This is a genomic window from Kiloniellales bacterium (assembly GCA_030066685.1).
Lineage (GTDB): Bacteria > Pseudomonadota > Alphaproteobacteria > Kiloniellales > JAKSBE01 > JAKSBE01.
The window spans coordinates 12,001-30,272 of sequence record JASJBF010000022.1; the positions used below are offsets into that span (position 1 = coordinate 12,001).

The 18,272-nt window shown below is 68.0% G+C and carries 17 protein-coding genes; 5 read left to right on the plus strand and 12 right to left on the minus strand.

What is annotated here, in order from left to right; genetic code table 11:
• The first annotated feature begins 77 nt into the window (after nucleotides 1-77).
• The gene (locus tag QNJ30_13625) at nucleotides 78-1,043 is read left to right on the plus strand and encodes a threonine dehydratase (GenBank protein MDJ0944502.1); all 966 of its coding nucleotides are present in this window, start codon (nucleotides 78-80) and stop codon (nucleotides 1,041-1,043) included.
• Here QNJ30_13625 and QNJ30_13630 read toward each other — a convergent pair.
• Together QNJ30_13630 and QNJ30_13635 are read right to left on the minus strand one after the other, a co-directional pair.
• Nucleotides 1,019-1,963 carry a cation diffusion facilitator family transporter gene (locus QNJ30_13630; protein ID MDJ0944503.1) on the minus strand — a complete coding sequence of 315 codons (945 nt, stop codon included), beginning with the start codon at nucleotides 1,961-1,963 and terminating at the stop codon, nucleotides 1,019-1,021. The genes QNJ30_13625 and QNJ30_13630 overlap by 25 nt on opposite strands.
• Before the next feature lie 37 nt (nucleotides 1,964-2,000).
• Complete coding sequence (locus QNJ30_13635) at nucleotides 2,001-2,603, minus strand: 2-hydroxychromene-2-carboxylate isomerase (protein MDJ0944504.1); 603 nt, start codon at nucleotides 2,601-2,603, stop codon at nucleotides 2,001-2,003.
• A 397-nt stretch (nucleotides 2,604-3,000) separates the two neighbouring features.
• Here QNJ30_13635 and QNJ30_13640 point away from each other — a divergent pair, with 397 nt between their 5' ends.
• Nucleotides 3,001-4,194 (plus strand): ATP-binding protein, encoded by a 1,194-nt coding sequence (locus QNJ30_13640; protein MDJ0944505.1) that lies wholly within the window; start codon nucleotides 3,001-3,003, stop codon nucleotides 4,192-4,194.
• Between the two features lie 19 nt (nucleotides 4,195-4,213).
• Here the strand turns inward: QNJ30_13640 and QNJ30_13645 are convergent, their stop codons facing one another.
• Both QNJ30_13645 and QNJ30_13650 read right to left on the minus strand, forming a co-directional pair.
• A complete protein-coding gene (locus QNJ30_13645; GenBank protein ID MDJ0944506.1) occupies nucleotides 4,214-5,350 on the minus strand; it encodes an acyl-CoA dehydrogenase family protein in 1,137 nt (378 codons plus the stop codon).
• Nucleotides 5,351-5,387: 37 nt separating this feature from the next.
• Complete coding sequence (locus QNJ30_13650) at nucleotides 5,388-6,065, minus strand: SDR family oxidoreductase (protein ID MDJ0944507.1); 678 nt, start codon at nucleotides 6,063-6,065, stop codon at nucleotides 5,388-5,390.
• Between the two features lie 216 nt (nucleotides 6,066-6,281).
• Here QNJ30_13650 and QNJ30_13655 point away from each other — a divergent pair, with 216 nt between their 5' ends.
• Nucleotides 6,282-7,544 (plus strand): hypothetical protein, encoded by a 1,263-nt coding sequence (locus QNJ30_13655; protein MDJ0944508.1) that lies wholly within the window; start codon nucleotides 6,282-6,284, stop codon nucleotides 7,542-7,544.
• An 81-nt stretch (nucleotides 7,545-7,625) separates the two neighbouring features.
• Here the strand turns inward: QNJ30_13655 and QNJ30_13660 are convergent, their stop codons facing one another.
• Nucleotides 7,626-7,817, minus strand: coding sequence for a hypothetical protein (locus QNJ30_13660; GenBank protein ID MDJ0944509.1), 192 nt, complete (start codon nucleotides 7,815-7,817; stop codon nucleotides 7,626-7,628).
• A 998-nt stretch (nucleotides 7,818-8,815) separates the two neighbouring features.
• Between QNJ30_13660 and QNJ30_13665 the strand changes: the two genes are divergently transcribed.
• Nucleotides 8,816-9,610, plus strand: a complete 795-nt coding sequence (locus QNJ30_13665; GenBank protein ID MDJ0944510.1) for a hypothetical protein — start codon at nucleotides 8,816-8,818, stop codon at nucleotides 9,608-9,610.
• A 417-nt stretch (nucleotides 9,611-10,027) separates the two neighbouring features.
• On the opposite strand, the gene QNJ30_13670 is transcribed toward QNJ30_13665, so the two are convergent.
• The gene (locus QNJ30_13670; protein MDJ0944511.1) at nucleotides 10,028-10,852 is read right to left on the minus strand and encodes an RNA polymerase factor sigma-32; all 825 of its coding nucleotides are present in this window, start codon (nucleotides 10,850-10,852) and stop codon (nucleotides 10,028-10,030) included.
• Nucleotides 10,853-11,606: 754 nt separating this feature from the next.
• Between QNJ30_13670 and QNJ30_13675 the strand changes: the two genes are divergently transcribed.
• Nucleotides 11,607-11,942, plus strand: coding sequence for a helix-turn-helix domain-containing protein (locus QNJ30_13675; GenBank protein ID MDJ0944512.1), 336 nt, complete (start codon nucleotides 11,607-11,609; stop codon nucleotides 11,940-11,942).
• A 13-nt stretch (nucleotides 11,943-11,955) separates the two neighbouring features.
• Here QNJ30_13675 and QNJ30_13680 read toward each other — a convergent pair whose 3' ends face one another.
• The 6 genes from QNJ30_13680 to QNJ30_13705 form a co-directional block, all read right to left on the minus strand.
• Nucleotides 11,956-13,191 carry a CoA transferase gene (locus QNJ30_13680; GenBank protein ID MDJ0944513.1) on the minus strand — a complete coding sequence of 412 codons (1,236 nt, stop codon included), beginning with the start codon at nucleotides 13,189-13,191 and terminating at the stop codon, nucleotides 11,956-11,958.
• Nucleotide 13,192: 1 nt separating this feature from the next.
• Complete coding sequence (locus tag QNJ30_13685) at nucleotides 13,193-13,972, minus strand: enoyl-CoA hydratase-related protein (protein MDJ0944514.1); 780 nt, start codon at nucleotides 13,970-13,972, stop codon at nucleotides 13,193-13,195.
• A 29-nt stretch (nucleotides 13,973-14,001) separates the two neighbouring features.
• Entirely contained in the window at nucleotides 14,002-15,285 is a 1,284-nt protein-coding gene (locus QNJ30_13690) for a TRAP transporter large permease (protein MDJ0944515.1), read from the minus strand.
• Entirely contained in the window at nucleotides 15,282-15,794 is a 513-nt protein-coding gene (locus QNJ30_13695) for a TRAP transporter small permease subunit (GenBank protein MDJ0944516.1), read from the minus strand. The genes QNJ30_13690 and QNJ30_13695 overlap by 4 nt, the downstream gene beginning before the upstream one ends.
• 75 nt (nucleotides 15,795-15,869) lie before the next feature.
• Entirely contained in the window at nucleotides 15,870-16,847 is a 978-nt protein-coding gene (locus QNJ30_13700; protein MDJ0944517.1) for a TRAP transporter substrate-binding protein, read from the minus strand.
• A 101-nt stretch (nucleotides 16,848-16,948) separates the two neighbouring features.
• Nucleotides 16,949-18,148, minus strand: a complete 1,200-nt coding sequence (locus tag QNJ30_13705; protein MDJ0944518.1) for an aminotransferase class V-fold PLP-dependent enzyme — start codon at nucleotides 18,146-18,148, stop codon at nucleotides 16,949-16,951.
• Nucleotides 18,149-18,272 lie beyond the last annotated feature (124 nt).

The following is an 18,272-nucleotide window of genomic DNA, read 5'->3' on the forward strand; positions in this document are numbered from 1 at the left end:
GAATTGGCGCGGCCCGGTACTTGCCGGCCCCGGCGCGCTCCTTCTAACCTGGACCGGATCCAAGGGGAAAGCCCGCGATGACCGCCTCACCCAGCCTCGACCGGTTGCGCGCCGCCGCCGAGCGCGTGCATGCGGTCATGCCGCCGACGCCGCAATATTGCTGGCCGCTGCTGTCCCAACGCGCCGGCTGCGAGGTCTGGGTCAAGCACGAGAACCACACACCGATCGGCGCCTTCAAGCTGCGCGGCGGGATCGTCTACATGGAAGCCTTGCGCCGCCGCGATCCGGACACCACCGGCGTCATCGCGGCGACCCGCGGCAACCACGGCCAGAGCGTCGCCTGCGCCGCCAGCCGAGCCGGCCTGACCAGCACCCTGGTCGTGCCGTTGGGCAACAGCGTCGAGAAGAACGCCGCAATGCAAGCCTTCGGCGCGGAGCTTGTCGAGCACGGCCACGACTTCCAGGCGGCGCTAGAGCACGCCCGCGACCTGGCCGCGGCGCGGGGCCTGCACTTCGTCGAGTCCTTCCACGACGACCTTGTGCTGGGAGTCGCCAGCTACAGCCTGGAGTTCCTCTCCGCCTGCCCCGACCTGGAGACGGTCTACGTGCCGATCGGCCTGGGCTCCGGCATCTGCGGCATGATCGCGGCACGCGATGCCCTGGGCCTGACGACCGAGGTGGTCGGGGTCTGCGCCGAGGGCGCGCCGGCCTACGCTCTTTCCTTCTCCGGCGGCGCGCCGGTCTCGACCAACGCCGCCGAAACCCTGGCCGACGGCATGGCCTGCCGGGTGCCGGAGCCGGCCGCGGTCCGGGCGATCAACCGGGGCGCCGCACGGGTCGTGACCGTGAGCGAGGATGAGATCAAGGCGGCCATGCGGGCCTACTACAGCGACACCCACAACCTGGCCGAGGGTGCCGGCGCCGCGGCCTTTGCCGCCGTGATGCAGGAGCGCGAAGCCCTGGCCGGCCGCAAGGTCGGTGTCGTGCTCACCGGCGGCAACATCGACCGCCCGCTCTATCAGGCCGTCCTGGCCGAGCGTTGATCCGCGGCGGGTGAGGGTGAGTCGCCGCAGGCGCCGCGCTCGATCTGGATCGTCGAATGATCGAGGCCGTACTCGGCCTTCAGGAAGGCCTGGATCGCCGACAGCGCCTGCTGGTCGTCGCAGCCTGCGGCGAGGCGTGCGTGCAGGGTGATCAGCGGCCGCTCCTGGGTCAGGCACCAGACGTGGACGTGGTGCACGTCCGCGACCCCCGGCACGGCGGCGGCGACCGCGCGCTGGAGCTCGGCGATGTCCAGCCAGTCCGGCGTGCCCTCCAGCAGGATGTGCGCCGACCTGCGGATCACGAACCAGGCGCTGCGCACGATCAGCAGCGCCACGGCGAGGGACAGGATCGGGTCGATCGGCATCCAGCCGGTCAAGAGGATGACCAGCGCCGCCGAGATCGCCGCCGCCGAGCCGAGCAGGTCGGAGAGCACGTGGAGCGCGGCGCCGCGCAGATTGAGGTTGTCCCGGTCGCCGCCGTGCAGGATCGCGAAGGCGAGGAGGTTGACCAGGAGGCCGGCGACCGCGACCGCCATCATGGTGCCGCCGGCGACCTGGACCGGCACCTTCAGGCGCTGGACCGCCTCGACCAGGATCCAGCCGACCACGACGATCAGCGCCAGCCCGTTGACGAAGGCGGCCAGCACCTGGAAGCGCGAGTAGCCGAAGGTGCGGCGCGGATCGCCCGGCCTGCGGCCGAGGCGGAAGGCCAGCCAGGCCAGCAGCAGGGCGACGAAGTCGGTGACCATGTGGCCGGCGTCGGCCAGCAAGGCCAGGGAGCCGGAGACAAGGCCGCCGATCACCTCGACCACCGCGAAGCCGCCGGTTAGGACCATGGCCCAGAAGACCCGGCGCTCGTTGCCCGCGTTCGCCGCCGGGGCGTGATCATGATGGTGGTGGTCGTGGTGCGCGCGGGTCACGCCGAGGCCCTCGTGCCGCTGCGCGGCTGCACGGGATCTACCAACCGCCGCTGTCCAGCCAGCGCTCGACGTCCGGCAGGTGATCGTGGCCCCAGAAGGGCTCGCCGTCGACGATCAGGATCGGCGAGCCGAAGACGCCCGCCTCGACCGCCCGGTCGACCTCGCGGCGCAGGCGGTCCTTGACCGCCTGGTCCTGAAGGGCGGCCGCGATCGCCGCGCGCTCGACGCCCCGCTCGGCGGCGATCTCGATAACCGTTTCGGCGCGGGAGATGTCTCGACCCTGGCCGAAAGCGGCATCGAAGAGCGCCTTGCCGAGGCTCCTGGCCGCCGCGGCGTCGCGGTCCTCGAGCCAGTAGAAGGCGCGGGCCGCGGCCACCGAATGAAAGGGAAAGGACTCCGGCACCACGAAGGGCACGCCGAGTGCGCGGGCGCTGCGCGCCAGATCCAGACGCGCGTAGTCGCCCTTGACCGGCATGTTCAGCAGCGGCTGCTGTCCGGTGACCTTGAAGAGCACGCCCAGGAGAAAGGGCTTCCAGGCCACCTCGCGACCGTGTCGGGCGCCGAGCTCGTCGACGACCTGGGCGGTCAGGTAGGCGTAGGGGCTGGAGAAGTCGAAATAGAACGCGATCGGCTGGACCATGCTCGGCAGGCGCCCTTTTTTGGGAGATTTCCGGTCCATATACCAAATCTCGATGATATCCGCCCAGCGCCAATTGCTGCAAAATCCTTCTGGGACTGCTGCCGCGATCCAACGCGGGCAGTCGCCCAAGTAAAGGCGGAACAGCGCAGCTTGGCGGCGCGTAGCTGTTCGAAGAAGTCGGGGGGTTAATTGGAATATATGGTGTTTTCTTCACCTGTTTTCCACGATATGTTGTGCGGTGTGAGGCTAGTGGGGCAGCGTTCCCACAAACCTGGCGGCGTTGACAGGGACGCTATCGCAGATGGCCAATACCTCGGCACGAGCCGGTGCGGTTGAACGGCGCAAGCCGTTGCCTGAAATGGCGGAGCGTGGGAGCACATCGCAGGGCGATCGCGATTTGTGGCGTCTGCAAGAACGCTACGAAGACTATCTTCGATCGACCGTTGACTGGGTCTGGGAGTGCAATGCCGACCTAGTGCTGACCTACGCCTCGCCGCCGGTCGCATTAACCCTGGGCATACCGGCGCAATTGCTGCGCGGTCGCGCGCTCCTCGACCTCGGCCGCTTCGAGGACGGGCAGACCGGCGTCGACGCGGCGGAGACCGCGATCGCCAACCGCCGTCCCTTCCGCAACGCCCGCTTCGTGATCGTCAGCGGCGACGCCGAGGTCGCCTACCGGCTGTCCGGCGTGCCCAGCTTCGACGAGGCCTCCGGACACTTCACCGGCTACCGGGGTACCGCGATCCTGGACAAGAGCCCCGGCCCGGACGTCGACTCCCCCGAGGTCGAGCGCAAGCTGGTCGAGACCCTGGAGACCGTGCTGGCCCGCAACATCGAACTGGAGACCGAACTCGCCGCGGCCCAAGGCTCGGAGAACTTCGGCGACGGCTACTTGGCGCGCCTGGCGCACGAACTGCGCACGCCGCTGAACGCGATCGTCGGCTACGCCCAGCTTGCGACCCGCCAGGCGGCCGAGACGCTGCCAAAGCAGATCGTCGGCTATCTGGAGAACATCGTCACCGCCTCCCGCCACCTGGAGACCCTCCTGGCCGACCTGGACCGCTCGAACCGCCAGGACCCAACCGAGCGCCTGCGCAACGAGGTGGTCGACATCTCGGAGGCCTTGCAGGAGGCCAAGCGGATCGTGGTCCTCAAGGCCGGCGAGGCAGGCGTCGACCTGTCGCGGGTCGGCCCGGTTCCGCCCTGGCGGGTCCGCGGCGACCGGCGGGCCTGCATCCAGATCCTGGTGAACCTGCTGGGCAACGCGGTGAAGTACACGCCCGAGGGCGGCGCGGTCGGCGCCGAAGCGGTGCCGGTCGACGAAGGTACGCTGGAGATCAAGGTCTGGGACACCGGGATCGGGATCCCGGAGAGCGAGCAGGAGCGGATCTTCCAGAGCCACTACCGCGCCGACCACGGAAAGATCCAGCACCCCTCCTCAGGCCGAGGCCTTGGGCTGGCCATCGTCCGCGATCTCGCCCGGGCAATGAAGGGCGACATCCGCCTGGAGAGCATGGCCGGCACCGGCTCCTGCTTCATCCTGCGCCTGCCCCTGGACCGCAACGGCGGCCCTGTCGGCGTCACCGATTGATTCGGAGCAGCCCCGGGCCTTACCCCGCCAGGATCTGCCGGCCGATGACAAGGCGCTGGATGTCCGAGGTTCCCTCGTAGATCTGGCAGACCCGGACGTCACGATAGATCCGTTCCACCGGGAAATCGGCGAGGTACCCGTAGCCGCCGTGGATCTGGATGGCGTCGGAGCAGATCCGTTCCGCCGCCTCCGAGGCCAGCAGCTTGGCCATGCAGGCCTCCTTGAGGCAGGGCTGGCCGGCGTCGCGCAGGGCCGCGGCGTCGAGCACCATCAGCTCGGCGGCGCGCAGCTGGGTCGCCATGTCGGCCAGGCGGAAGGCCACGGCCTGCTGCTGGGCGATCGGCTTGCCGAAAGCCTCCCGTTCCTTGGCGTAGGCCAGGGCGGCCTCGTAGGCGGCGCGGGCCATGCCGAGGGACTGGGCGGCGATGCCGATGCGCCCGCCCTCGAGATTGGCCAGGGCGATCTTGTAGCCCTCGCCTTCCTCGCCCAGCATCAGATCCGGGGTCAGCTCCAGATCCTCGAGAACGATCTGGCAGGTGTCCGAGGCCCGCTGGCCGAGCTTCTTCTCGACGCTGGCGACGCGGTAGCCCGCTGTCTCGGTCGGCACGACGAAGGCCGAGATCCCCTTGCTGCCCTTTTCGGGATCTGTCACCGCGAAGACGATCGCCAAGTCGGCGTTCTGACCCGAGGTGATGAACTGCTTCACGCCCGAGAGGATCCAGCGGTTGCCGTCACGCCGGGCCCGTGTCTTGATCGCGCTGGCGTCGGAGCCGGCCTGGGGCTCGGTCAGGCAGAAGGCGCCGAGCATCTCGCCGCGCGCCAGGGGCCGCAGGAAGCGCTCCTTCTGCTCCTGGCTGCCGTAGCCGAGGATCGGCATGCAGGCGACCGAGTTGTGCACGCTCATGATGGTCGAGCAGGAGCCGTCGCCGGCGGCGATCTCGATCAGCGCCAGGGCGTAAGAGACGCTGTCGGCCCCGGCGCCGTCCCATTCCTCCGGCACCAGCATTCCGAGGAAGCCGAGCCGGCCCATCTCGGTGATGGCCTCCGCGGGGAAGCGGGAGTCGCGGTCCCATTCCGCCGCCTTGGGAAGCAGCTCGCTCTGGGCGAAACTGCGCGCGGTGTCCCGGATCAGCTGCTGCTCTTCGCTCAGGATCACGCCGTCCTCCCTTCGATCGGCGGCGCTTCGGTCAAGCTCACCATGGGATCTCCTCGCCGTCGTGGTTGAAGAAGCGCCCGCTGTCCTCGGCGCTCAGCCCCTCGATGACCCGACGCAGGCCGGCGGCGCTGGTATCCGCGGAGATGTCGGCACCCGCCCCGCCCATGTCGGTCTGGACCCAGCCCGGGTGCACCGCCACCACGGTAATGCCGCGCGCCGCCAGGTCCGCCGAGAGCCCCTTGGTAACGGCGTTGAGCGCCGCCTTGGACGAGCGATAGATATAGGCGCCGCCCGCGTTCTGCGAGATCGAGCCCATGCGGCTGGAGACGTTGACCACCAGCTTGCGGTCGCTGCGGCCGACGTGCTCGACGAAGCGCTCGACCAGGCGCAAGGGGGCCAGGGTGTTGACCGCCAGCACCTTCAGCCAGTCGTCGTAGTCGGTCTCTCCGAATCCCGTGCGCGGGCCATAGATGCCGGCATTGTTGATCAGCAGGTCGATCGCTTCGTCGGCCAGTTCGCGCGCCAGGCTGGCGACCCGCAGGCCGTCCGTCACGTCGACCCGGTGCAGGCGGATCTCGCCCGCCACCGCTTTCAGGTCTCCGGCCTTGTCGGGCTGTCGGCAGCAGGCGTGGATTCGCCAACCGTCGGCGGCGAAGCCGCGAAGCAGTGCGAGCCCGATGCCCCGATTGGCGCCGGTGATGAGCAGGGTCGGCAAGGTCAAACCTCTCGGCAGGACAGGACTTCGCTGCGCCGCAGCCCAGCCCTGCAAATAAAGGGCGATCCCCGGCCGCTGGCAAGCCGCGATCAACGGCACCGGCCGGCCGGCGCCGAGACCTGCGCCGGCTCTGGCACCCGATACGCCGGAGATTCTCCTGGCGTCGTCCGGATTTCTGGATACAAAGCCAGCAGCAGAGCGAAAGGGGAAGCGGGCATGCTGGCGGCTTGGGGCATCATGGCAGGGCTGACACTGCTGGCGCTGTCCCTGGGCCTCCAAGCTAGCCTTCTGGGGGTGCGGGCCGGGATCGAGGGCTTCTCGACCGAGGTGACCGGGCTGATCATGTCCGGCTATCCGGTCGGCTTGATCGCCGGGATCGCAATCGTGCCCAAGCTGCTGCCGCGCATGGGCCATGGCCCGCTCTTCGCGGTCCTGACCTCGCTGGCGACCTGCGCCCTGCTCGCCCAGGCGAGCTTCGCGCACCCGGCAATCTGGGGCGCGATGCGGGTGGTCGTCGGCTTCGGCTACGGCGGCCTATTGATGATCGCCGAGCACTGGCTCAGCGACCACGCGCCGGGTGCCGCCCGGGCGCGCCTGCTACCGGTCTATCTGACCGCCGGACACAGCGCGCTCCTGCTCGGCCAGGCCTTGATTCTGCTCGGGGACCCGGCCGGCTTCCAGCTCTTCAGCCTGGCGGCGGTGATCACCTCGCTGGCCCTGGTGCCGATCCTTGCCAGCGCGCGCCGGACTCCCAAGGACACGCCGCTGATCCACATCGGCCTTTGGCACCTCTTCCGCGGCTCGCCGCTGGCCGCCGTGGTCGCCCTGGGCAGCGGCTGTGCCTTCGGCGCCGTGTTCTGGATGGGCGGGCTCTACGGCCGCGTGGTGCAGATCTCGGACCTGGACGTCAGCCTGCTTCTCGGCAGCTTTCTGGGCGGCGGGGTCCTGCTGCAATGGCCGATCCTGCGCCTGTCGCGGCGCCTGGACCGGCGGGGGGTGATGGTGTCGCTCAGCTTTGCCGCGGCGGTCGCCAGCTTCGGCGCGGTCTTCGTCGCCCTCCTGCTGGAGGACATCCCGGGCGGCGCCGCCTTCTCCAAGCCCAGCTTCTTCGTCGCCATCGGGCTGATCGGGGGCCTGTCGCAATCCCTGGCCGCCCTGGCGATCGGACACGCCATCGACCGCTTCGGCAGCGCCGAGACCGGCGCCGTCGGCGGCAGCCTGACCTTGCTGTTTCTGATCGGAAGCGGGCTCGGGCCCTTCGCCGCCGGCTTCATGATGTCGCCGCGGCTGATCGGCCACAACGGGCTGTTCCTGTTCTTGACGCTGGTCCACCTGGCGATGGGGACCTACGCGCTCTATCGCATGGCGCGCCGCGAAGGCCTCCCGGCAGGCGACCAGGGCCCAGCCCCGCCGACCGGCCCCAGCGCCTCGCCCATGGCTTTGGGCATGGCGATCAAGGCCCTGCGGACCAGCCGCTGAGGACGAGGCGCCGGCCGGACCCGCTCGCGGGTCCGAAGGCTCGGCTCAGCCCCCCTGCCTATGCAGCGTGGGTCTTCGGCGTCAGTTGCGCACCGCCGCACTGCGCCGCAACTCCCGGATCGTCTCTCGGACCAGTTCCCAGGACGTTGCGGCCTCGTGGTCGCCCAGCGCGGTGAGCTCGCGCACCCGCTCCCTCACCTTGCGCTCGGCGGCCCCGCCGTGCTCGGCGATCAGGCGCTCCGCGGCCACCCAAGTATCAAGCTCGCTATTCATAGATCCCGATTACCGGAGCTCTCCTTCCAAACCGTTAAAAGCAGTTTTGGCGGAAGGGGATAAGGGGTTTTCCCTGAGGGAGGTTCGAGCTTCCGTTTCGCGCGGGGAAGCGCGGGATCCGGGCCTCTCCGACGCCCGGCCGTGGGGGCGTCCCCCCGCGGAGCCACCGGTTCCGCCGGCGCGAAGGCCTGGTCAGGCCGACGGGTCGCCCCCCAGGAAATCCTGGCCGGCGACCCGTCGCTGGAACGCTTCAGAGTCCATCGGAAACGTGGCTCGATCATCGGGCCTTTCGGCGACGGTGACCACGAACAAGCCGCTTTCGCCATACCTGGCGGCGTCCAAGCCCACACCCCTGCCTTTTCGGGCCGGAGGCGCAGCGGCCTGAGACGGTCTGCCCGGGACGCGCCCCGGCAGATCGCCGAGGAGCTTAGGCCCGGCCTTGTAAAACAAGTATAAAATACTGATTTTTAAACAAATCTCATCGACTATCCCAGTCTATCGAAAGGAGATGCCAGGGGCCTCGTTCGCGGTGGGCTGGGCACCCCTTGCCGGGCCTTGGCGCCCCGAGCCTCTGGAGTCGAACCTGCCGGCCGTCCGCGTCGGGGGCGACCTTGCGGCCTCCGGCAGGACCGGCGGGCACAGGCGTTTACCCGATCATAACCGGGGACGGTGTCTCATAGGGGCCGGATCGCGGGGCTTTCCCGGTCAGAAGAAAAACTGGAAAAATCGATCCGGAATGATTATATTTCAGAGTATTGAGAGGAAATTTTATAAAGTAAGGTTAACATATGCAGTCCGACCGACGAAAAGCCTGGTACGGACTCCTGAGCGCCACGCCAGCCAGGGACGCTAGGCTGCGTCCTGCCTCCGGCCCGGCCCGGCCGAAAGCGACACGCCTCGATCCGAACCTTTGCCGGCCAGCCTGGGCGCTGGTCCTGCCCGTGCTGCTAATCGGATCGGGCGCCGGGCCGTCCGAGGCAAGCGAAATCGAGTCTCTGATGCCTCCCGGCTACGGCGAGCCGGCCTCCACCGGTCAGCCCGGCGCGCGCCTCGGGGCGGCCGACGGGCAAACCGTCCCCGAGCCGCTGGGCGGTCATAGCCTGCAGCTCGGGCCCGGCGCCGCTCTGTCGTGGAACGGTGTGACGCTCTACCACCATAACGCCTACCCCGAGGATCCGACCGACGGCCGTCCGGATATCGTCCTGGCACCCGGGTTCACGCCCTTGATCCTAAGTCCCGGACCACAGTCCGGCGGGGTCCCCCGCGCCGGGGAGGGGCTGCAGAGGCGAAGCTTCAGCAGCAAGTCGTCCTCCTCGAGGCGGCGCAGCCGGGTGGCGGCCGGCCTCTCGCAGAACTTGGGCCCGATCGACCTCGCGGTCACCGGCGACTATGGCCGTTACAAGCTCCCGGTCCGGTCGGACGTCAATCTCTCCAATGAAGAAAAGCTGCTAAGGCTCGGCGCCAATCTCGGAATCGGCGGGTTCGAGGTCCGCGGCTCGATGGGCGCCGAGATCAAGCCCTTCGAGATCGGCAATACTCTGGCCTGGGACCTCGCGGCAACCTTCAACGAGGGCCCCTGGGCCTTCGGACTGGCCTATACCTATTCCTTACTGGCCGATGCGCCCAATCAAGAGGAGGTCGACACCCTGGGAACGCTGCAGAGCGGGCTGCGCTACGCGATTACACCGGATATGTCGGCCGGCGCCCACGCGATGTTCTTCACCTTCACCGACGAGGACGATCAGGACGTCACCGACATGGCCGGCGTTCTCAGCTTCTCCATGCGCTTCTGAAGCTTGGCGCCTAGAGCGGGATGATTTGAAGTCGAATCGACTTCAAATCTGAATCCCGCTCTACTTCAACAGATCAGAGCACGATTCAGATATGAGGTTGCTTCAACCTCATATCATCGTGCTCTAGGGCGCCTTATCTGCAGGAACCGGAAAGCCTTTCACCTCTGTCAAGGTCGGCGGAGGCATGCGTGCCGATCGATAGTCCGTCGTGCGGCAAGGCGAGCGGAAAATGGCCCGCGCTGAGGCGCTCTCTATGCCGGGGACCCGGTGACGGCAAAAGATCCAGCGCAGCGATGCACCGCACAACGGGGCCCGTGATCAGATTGCCACAGCGAGCGAGGGTAGAACTTCAAGAAGTGGAAGAGCGACTCCCTGCAAGCCTCTTCTTCCGCTATAGGTCGTGACCGCCTTCCGCGCTCAGGCCAAAACCTTCTCGCGCTCCGCCGTGGTCATGGCGCTGCGAACCTTCTCGAAGGCGCGGACCTCGATCTGCCGGATCCGCTCGCGCGAGACGCCGAACTTTTGGGCCAGGCTCTCCAGCGTCGGCGGCTCCTCGGCCAAGCGCCGCTCCCGGAAGATCACCCGCTCGCGCTCACTGAGATCGCCCATAGCCTGCTCCATCAACGCCCGACGCTTGACCAGTTGGTCGGCCTCGACCACCAGGTCTTCCTGGTCGGGGGACTCGTCGGTCAGGAATTCCTGCCATTCCTCGCCGGATTCGGCGTTGAGCTTGGCGTTGAGCGAGTGCTCGCCAGCCTCGAGGTATTGGTCCATGTCGACGACGTCGTCCCGGGAGACGCCCAATTCCTCGGCGATGGCCTGGGCCTGCTCGGGCGACATCCGGTTGCCGTAGGTTTCGACGTCACGGGCCTTGAGGCGGCGAAGGTTGAAGAAGAGCTTCTTACGGTCCGCCGTGGTGACCGCGCGAACCGGCATGTAGCTGCGCAGCACGTAGTCCTGGATCGCCGCCCGTATCCACCAGGTGGCATAGGTCACGAAGCGGTTGCCGCGATCCGGATCGAAGCGGTCCATGGCCTGCATCAGACCCAGGTTACCTTCGGCGATGAGATCGCCGAGCGGCAAACCATAGCCGGTGAACCCGCGGGCAACCTTAACAACGTAGCGCAGGTGGGCGCCGGCCAGGAGGCGGGCGGCCGCCGGGTCGCGCTCGTCGCGCCAGCGCCGCGCCAGGTCCCGCTCCTCTTCCACGCTGAGGATCGGAAACCTGCGGATCTCGTGCATGTAACTGGTCGGAATGCTCGCCTGTCTCAAGTTCATCTCCTTCCCCGCACTATACGCGGGGCTCCTCGCCGTTACCCCGTCCGGACACACCTCTTACTTGCCGAGGGGTCCCCAGAGGCACTTCAACGCCGTCGCTCCTTTTTCGGAAGTGACCTACATATGGGAACATATCCGGAACTTTTCAACTGGCTTTGCTGTCCTGCACGTCCTCTCGCGATCGGATATAACGTCTCTTGCTTGTTATACGCGGCGACCGGCCGTTTTGTTCCAACTTGCGTGTGTCTATCACCGGTCAAAGCTTCGTGACCGGCCCAGAAAAGCCACAAGGCGGTCGCTGCAGCGGCTCGGGCATTTCTCTGCAGGTCTTGTTTATCCACAAACTTATACGCGGAATCGCTGGGCTTGGTTTGGTTGCTATGACCCCGATCGGAGAGAACCCGGGGATGCCGAGGCTGGGAATCCGCCCGACCGGGTCCGTTCTGCCGTCGGGCCCTTGACCTGGGTCATGGCCGAGGCCTGCCGACTCCCGAATTCTGCTCTTCTCGCAACGTCAGGACAGCGTGATCTGGGCCCGGATCCGGGAGCCCGGCCGCAGGACGCGAGTGGATGATGAAGGAATCACAAATCTCCGGGAAGCAAGTCGACGGGCCGGTGTTAAGAAGACGATCCGTGATATGCTCGTGACGGCAGTCGCGTGGTGCAGCGGTCGCGGCAGGCGCAGGCGGCCGTGAGGAGAGACAAGGGGGATGACGACATGACGGCGCGTTCGAGCATCTCTGGCTTCAAGCCGCGGCCGCGGCCGGCGCGGATGCCCCAGCGACCCAAGGACGAGTCGCTGCGCTATCGGGCGGACAAGATACCGATCACCCCCGAGCAATGCCGCATGGCCCGGGCCGCGCTGCAGATGACCGTGCGTCAGCTCGCCGACCGGACCGGGGTCTCGCCCTCCTTGATCACCCGCTTCGAGAACGACCGCCTACCTCACGAAACCGATACCCTGAGCCGGCTGAGAACCGCCTTCGAGGCGCGAGGCATCGAGTTCATCCTCGACGACGTCCTCGGCGTGCAGCTGCGCAATCCGGCGGGCTGAGCCCGCCGGCCCTTCAGTGGAGCTCCGCCGCCGCGACCACCACGCCGGCGACGATCAGGCCCTCGATCTCCGACTCCGACCAGCCGTGCTCGGCCAGTACCGCGCGGCTGTGCTCGCCGTAGAGCGGCGCGCCGCGGCGCAGGCCGCCCGGGGTGCCGGAGAACTTGACCGGCGTGCCGAGAGTCCGCACCGGCCCCAGGCGGCTGTGCTCGGCCTCGGTCACCATGCCCCGGGCGAGGGCTTGAGGATCGGCCTGCATCTCGGCGATCGACTGCACCGGCCCGGCCGGGACGCCGGCGGCGTCCAGGGCCGCCAGCCAGTCCGCCGAGGCCCGGGTCCGGAAATGCCCGGCCAGGCGCGCCGCAAGCTCTTGCCGATGGGCCATGCGCGCGCGGTTGTCCGCGAAGCGCGGATCGGCGGCCAGCGCCGGCTCACCCAGGACCTCCGTCAGCCGCTCCCAGTTGGCCTGGTTGGCGGCCCCGACCGTGATCCAGCCGTCGGCGGTCTCGAAGGCCTCGTAGGGCGCGTTCAGCGGATGTGCCGAACCCATCGGGCCGGGCGGCTCGCCGGTGGCGAAGCACATCGCCGACTGCCAGTAGGTCTGCACGATCCCGGCCTCGAAGAGCGAGGTGTCGACCTGCTGCCCCCGCCCCGTCTGCAGCCGCCGGGCATAGGCGGCGGCGACGCCCAGAGCGCCCAGGATCCCGGCCGTGATGTCGGTGACCGGCGCGCCGACCTTGACCGGCGGCCGCCCGGGGCCCTCGCCGGTGATGCTCATCAGGCCGCTCATCCCCTGGGCGATGAGGTCGAAGCCGGCCCGCTCGACGTAAGGGCCGCTGCGCCCGAAGCCGGAGAGCGAACAGTAGATCAGGCCCGGGTTCTCGAGGCTCAGCGCCTCGTAGCCGAGGCCGAAGCGCTCCATGGTGCCGCTTCGGTAGTTCTCGACCACCACGTCGGACTGGAGGATCAGGCGGCGGACCACGGCCTGCCCGGCCGCGGTCTTGAGGTCGACGGCGATGCCCCGCTTGTTGCGGTTCATCATCATGAAGGCCGCAGATTCCCCGCCGATGTCGGGCGGCAGGGTGCGCCGGGTGTCGTCGCCGCCCGGCACCTTCTCGACCTTGATCACCTCGGCGCCGAGGTCGGCGAGCATCAGGCCGCAAACCGGGCCGGCCATGATGTGGGCCAGCTCGATCACCTTGATCCCGGCCAGGGGACCGGTCGGCTCCCCACCGCTCTCGTTGGCCATCTCAGCGCCCCTTGAAGTCGGGCTTGGCCTTGGCGAGGAAGGCCTTGTAGCCGGTCCGGAAGTCCTCGGTGCCGAAGCAGGCGAAGCCCTCGTCGAGCTCGGCCTCGGTCAGGGGCGCCCCGCGCGCCAGGCGCCGGATGAAGGCCTTGTGCCAGCGGTTGACCAGGGGCGCCCCGGCGGCGATGCGCGCGGCCGTCGCCTCGGCCTCGGCTTCGACCGCATCGTCCGCGACCACCCGGTTGACCAGGCCCTTGGCCAGGGCCTCCTCGGCGCCGAGGATCCGGGCCTCGAAGAGTAGCTCCTTGGCGACCGCCGGGCCGACCAGGGCCAACAGGCCCTCGATCTCGGGATAGGCCATGACCAGGCCCAGGCGGTTGATCGGCACGCCGAAGCGGCTGGAGCGGCCGCAGATCCGCAGATCCGCGAGCGCCGCGATCTCCAGGCCGCCGCCGACGCAGATGCCCTGGATCATGGCGACCACTGGCACCGGGCAGTCGCGGATCGCGCCCAGGGTCGCATGCATGATCGCGCCGTAGGCCCGGGCCTGCGCGACGTCGGAGCGCTCGGTCTCGAACTCACCGATGTCGTTGCCGGGGCTGAAGGCGCGCCCGCCGGCGCCGCGCAGCACCACGCAGCGCAGGCTCCCGTCTCCAGCCAGCTCGCGGAAGACCTCGCCCAGCCGCTGCCACATCGGCTTGGTCATGGCGTTGAGCTTCTCCGGCCGGTCGAGCACCACGGTCGCGACGGCGTCGCGCCGCTGCAAGGTTATCTGTTCATGCATCATCTCAAGACCCTCCGGCCAAAGGCTCTTCAGCGATAGAAATACTCGACCAGGCTCATGGGGATGGCCGGGACATAGGTCACGATCATCAGGACCAGGAACAGCACCGTGATGAACTGGACGTTGACCTTCGAGACCTCCCAGACGTCGGCCTTGGCGATCGAGCAGGCGGTGATCAGGACGCTGGCTACGGGCGGAGTCTGCTGGCCGATGCCCAGGTTCAGGGTGACGATCAGGCCGAAGTGGATCGGGTCGATCCCGACCGCCGTGATCAGCGGGATGACCACCGGCACGACCAGGATGATCGCCGCCGCGGAATGCAGAAACAAGCCGATCACCAGGAAGAAGACGTTCAGCAGGGCCAGGACCACGTAGCGGTTGTCGGTCAGCTCCAGGATCGCAGCGGCCAGCTTCTGCGGCATCTGCAGCTCGGTCAGGTAGACCCCGACCAGGGCCGAGGCGGCGACCAGCAGCATGACCACCGCGGTCTGCAGGCCGCCGTCGATGATCGCGCTGCGCAGAAAGGGCCAGTCGAGGTCGCGGTAGATCACCGCGCCGATGAAGAGCGCGGCGACCACGGCGATGCCGCCGCCCTCGGTCGCGGTGACGAAACCGCCGAAGATGCCGCCCAGGATGATCACCGGCAGCAGCAGCGCCCAGGCGGCCTCCTTGAAGGTCAGCCAGAGCCGGGAGACCTGGAAGACCTCCTCGACCGGCCAGCCCAGGCGCCGGGCCATGAGGTAGGACACGATCATCATGCCCAGGCCGCCCAGGACGCCCGGGATGATCCCGGCGACGAAGAGCTGCACGATCGAGCTGTCGGACATCACGCCGTAGAGGATCATCGGGATCGAGGGCGGGATGATCACCGCCAGGGTCGCCGAGGAGGAGGTCACCGCGGCGGCAAAGGCGCGCGGATAGCCGCGCCGCTTCATCGCCGGGATCAGGACCGAGCCGGTCGCCGCCACGTCCGCCACGGCAGAGCCCGAGATCTCGGCGAAAAACATCGAGACCGCGATGTTGACCATGGCCAGGCCGCCCCGCACGAAGCCGACCAGGGCCGAGGCGAAGGCGATCAGCCGCTGCGAGATCCCGGAGGCGTTCATGATCGCGCCGGCCAGGACGAACATCGGGATCGCCAGCAGTGGAAACTTGGTCGCCCCGTCATACATGACCAGGGCGACGTTGGGCAGGATGTCGAGGCCCTGGGTCGCGACCATGGCGCCGACGGCGACGATCGCCAGGGCGACCGCGATCGGCACGTTGATCAGGATCAGCGTCATCAAGGCGAGCAGCATCAGGAGCAGGATCACGACCCCTCCTCCGCCGCTTCGCCCTCGTGCAGCAGGCGGCCGGCGCGGACCCGGCGCAGCTGCTCCGGCAGGCTGATCAACTGGCCGAGGAGGAAGAGGGCAGCGCCGATCGGGATCACCGACTGGGTGAACTGGACGGGCACCCAGGGCAGGCTGACCAGGGTGTCGCCCTCGAGCGCCTCAAGCACCGTCATACCGACCCAGGCCAGCAGGACGAAGAAGGCGGCGACCGCCAGCTCGCCGAACCAGAAGAGCGCCAGGCGCGGCCCGATGGGCAGTGCCTCCAGCAGGCCGGGAAAGCCGATGTGGGCGCGCTTGTATGCCGCCAGGGCGGCGCCGTAGTAGGTCAGCCAGGCGAGCTGGATCGAGGCGACTTCATCGTACCAGGACAGCGAGGCCCCGGCCTTGCGGCTGATCACGGCGAAGACGACGACCGCGGTCAGCGCCACCATGAGGAAGATGACGACGGCTTCGAGCAGCCGCCCATAGGCTCGGCCGAACCCTGCCATGGCAACCTCGCCCTGCCTCCCCTGGCGCAAGGAAAGCCCCCCGCAGACCGGCTGCGGGGGGCTTCGCGAAAGGGCCTACTTGCCCAGGCCGATGGCCGTGTCGACCAGTTGCTGGCCGCCCGGCACCGACTCGGCGTACTCCGCGTAGATGTCCTGGCTGGCGGCGATAAAGGCGGCCTTGTCCGCCTCGTTGACCTTGATGCCGCCGCCGCGCAGCTTCTCCAGCAAGTCCTTCTCCAGGCGCGCCGCGGTGTCGTAGACGAAGGCCTGGGTCTCCTTAGCGGTCTCCTCCAGGGTCTTGCGCACGTCCTCCGGCAGCTTGTCCCAGGCCTTGGACCCGACGGTCACATAGGCCGGCGTGTAGACGTGGCCGGTCAGCGAGAGGTACTTCTGCACTTCCTGGAACTTGGCGCTGTAGATCTGCGCGAAGGGGTTCTCCTGGCCGTCGATCACCCCGGTCTGCAACGCGGTGAAGACCTCCGAGAAGGACATCGGCGTCGGGTTGGCGCCGTAGGCCTGGAACATTTTGACCCGCCAGGTGCCCTTCGGCGTGCGCAGCTTGATGCCCTTCAGATCCTCGGGCTTGGCGATCGGCCGCAGGTTGTTGGTAACGTGGCGGAAGCCGTTCTCCCAGACCGCGATGATCTTGTAGCCCCGGGCCTCGGCGGCCGGCGCCAGACGCTTCCAGAAGATCTCCTTCTCGATCTTCGCCATGTGCGCCCGGTCCTTGACCAGGTAGGGCATCTCGAAGAGGCCGAACTCGTCGGCCACGGTCGACATCACGGTCGACGGCAGGGCGAAGTTGACCGTACCGAGCTTGAGCTTCTGCAGCAGCTCCTTGTCCTTGCCGAGCTGGCTGGAGCCGAAGACGGTGACCTTGGCCTTGTCGCCGAGCTTGGCGTTGGCCTGCTTGGCGAACTCCTCGGCCGAGATGGCGAAGAGCGAACCCGGCGCGCCGACGTGGCCGAACTTGAGCTCGAGCTCCTGGGCCGAAGCCCCGGTGACGGCGAGCCCCCAGGCCGCCAGCAGCAGTGACAGTGCGATCCTTTTCATTTTTTGCCTCCCTAGGCGGATTTGCTTTTCTTGTTCTTGCTTGTCGAGAAAACGGTGAATGGGTCCAGGGTCCCGAGGTTTGAGACCCTGCGTCCCGGGTCCTAACCCGTCTTGGCGAAGGATACGTCGGAACGCTGGGCTTCACTCAGGAAATCGAGCGCCGCCTGCACGCCGCCCTTCTGGAAGGGGATTCCGGAGAGCGCCAGCGCCATTTCGACACCGGCCAGGGTCCCGGCCAGCATCAGGTCGTTGAAGTCGCCCAGATGCCCGATCCTGAAGACCCGGCCGGCGAGCTTGCCCAGCCCGGTGCCGAGCGACATGTCGAAGCGGTCAAGGGCGATCTTGCGGAGCCGGTCGGCGTCCTCGCCCTTCGGCACCAGGACCGCGGTCAGGCTGTCGCTGTACTCCCGCGGCTCCGCGCAGAGCAATTCCAGCTCCCAGGCGCGGACCGCGGCGCGGGTCGCCTGGGCATGGCGGCGGTGCCGGGCGAAGACCTTGTCCAGGCCCTCCTCTTGCAGCATGGCCAGAGCCTCACGCAGGCCGTAGAGCAGATTGGTGGCCGGGGTGTAGGGAAAAAAGCCCTTCTCGTTGGGGCCGAGCATCGCCGCCCAGCTCCAATAGGACCGGGGCAGGCCGGCGGTCTCGGAGGCGTTGAGGGCCTTGGCGCCGATCGCGTTGAAGCCCAGGCCCGGCGGCAGCATCAAGCCCTTCTGCGAGCAGCCCACCGTGACATCGACCCCCCAGTCGTCGTGGCGGTACTCGATCGAGCCGAGCGAGGAGATCGTGTCGACCATCAGCAGAGCCGGATGGCCGCTGCGGTTCATGGCCTCGCGGACCGCGTCGACCCGGGTGGCCACCCCGGTCGAGGTCTCGTTGTGGACGATGCAGACCGCCTTGATCCCGCCGTCCGGATCGGCCTTGAGCCGCGCCTCGACCTCCTCCGGGTCGACGCCGCGGCGCCAATCGCCGGGTACGAAGTCGACCTTGAGGCCCAGGCGGCCGGCCATCTCGCGCCACAGCGAGGCGAAATGCCCGGTCTCGAACATCAGCACCCGGTCGCCGGCGGAGAGCGTATTGACCAGCGCGGCCTCCCAGGCGCCCGTCCCCGACGAGGGGAAGACGACGGCGGCACCGGTCGTGCCGAAGACGGTGCGCAGGCCGGCGAGCACCTCGACGGCCAGATCGGCGAACTCCGCCCCGCGGTGGTCGATGGTCGGCAGGTCCATGGCCCGCAGGACGCGGTCGGGCACGTTGGTCGGGCCCGGTATCTGGAGAAAGTGTCGTCCGGCTCGGTAGCTCATGGCGCCTCGATCTGCCTCCGCTTCTAGGGTCCCCTTGGGGAAGCGAGCTGTCGAATAAATTGCATATTGCATTCAAAATGCAGATGTGTCAAAGCACCGGTATGCTCGATCGAAGCGATCGCAC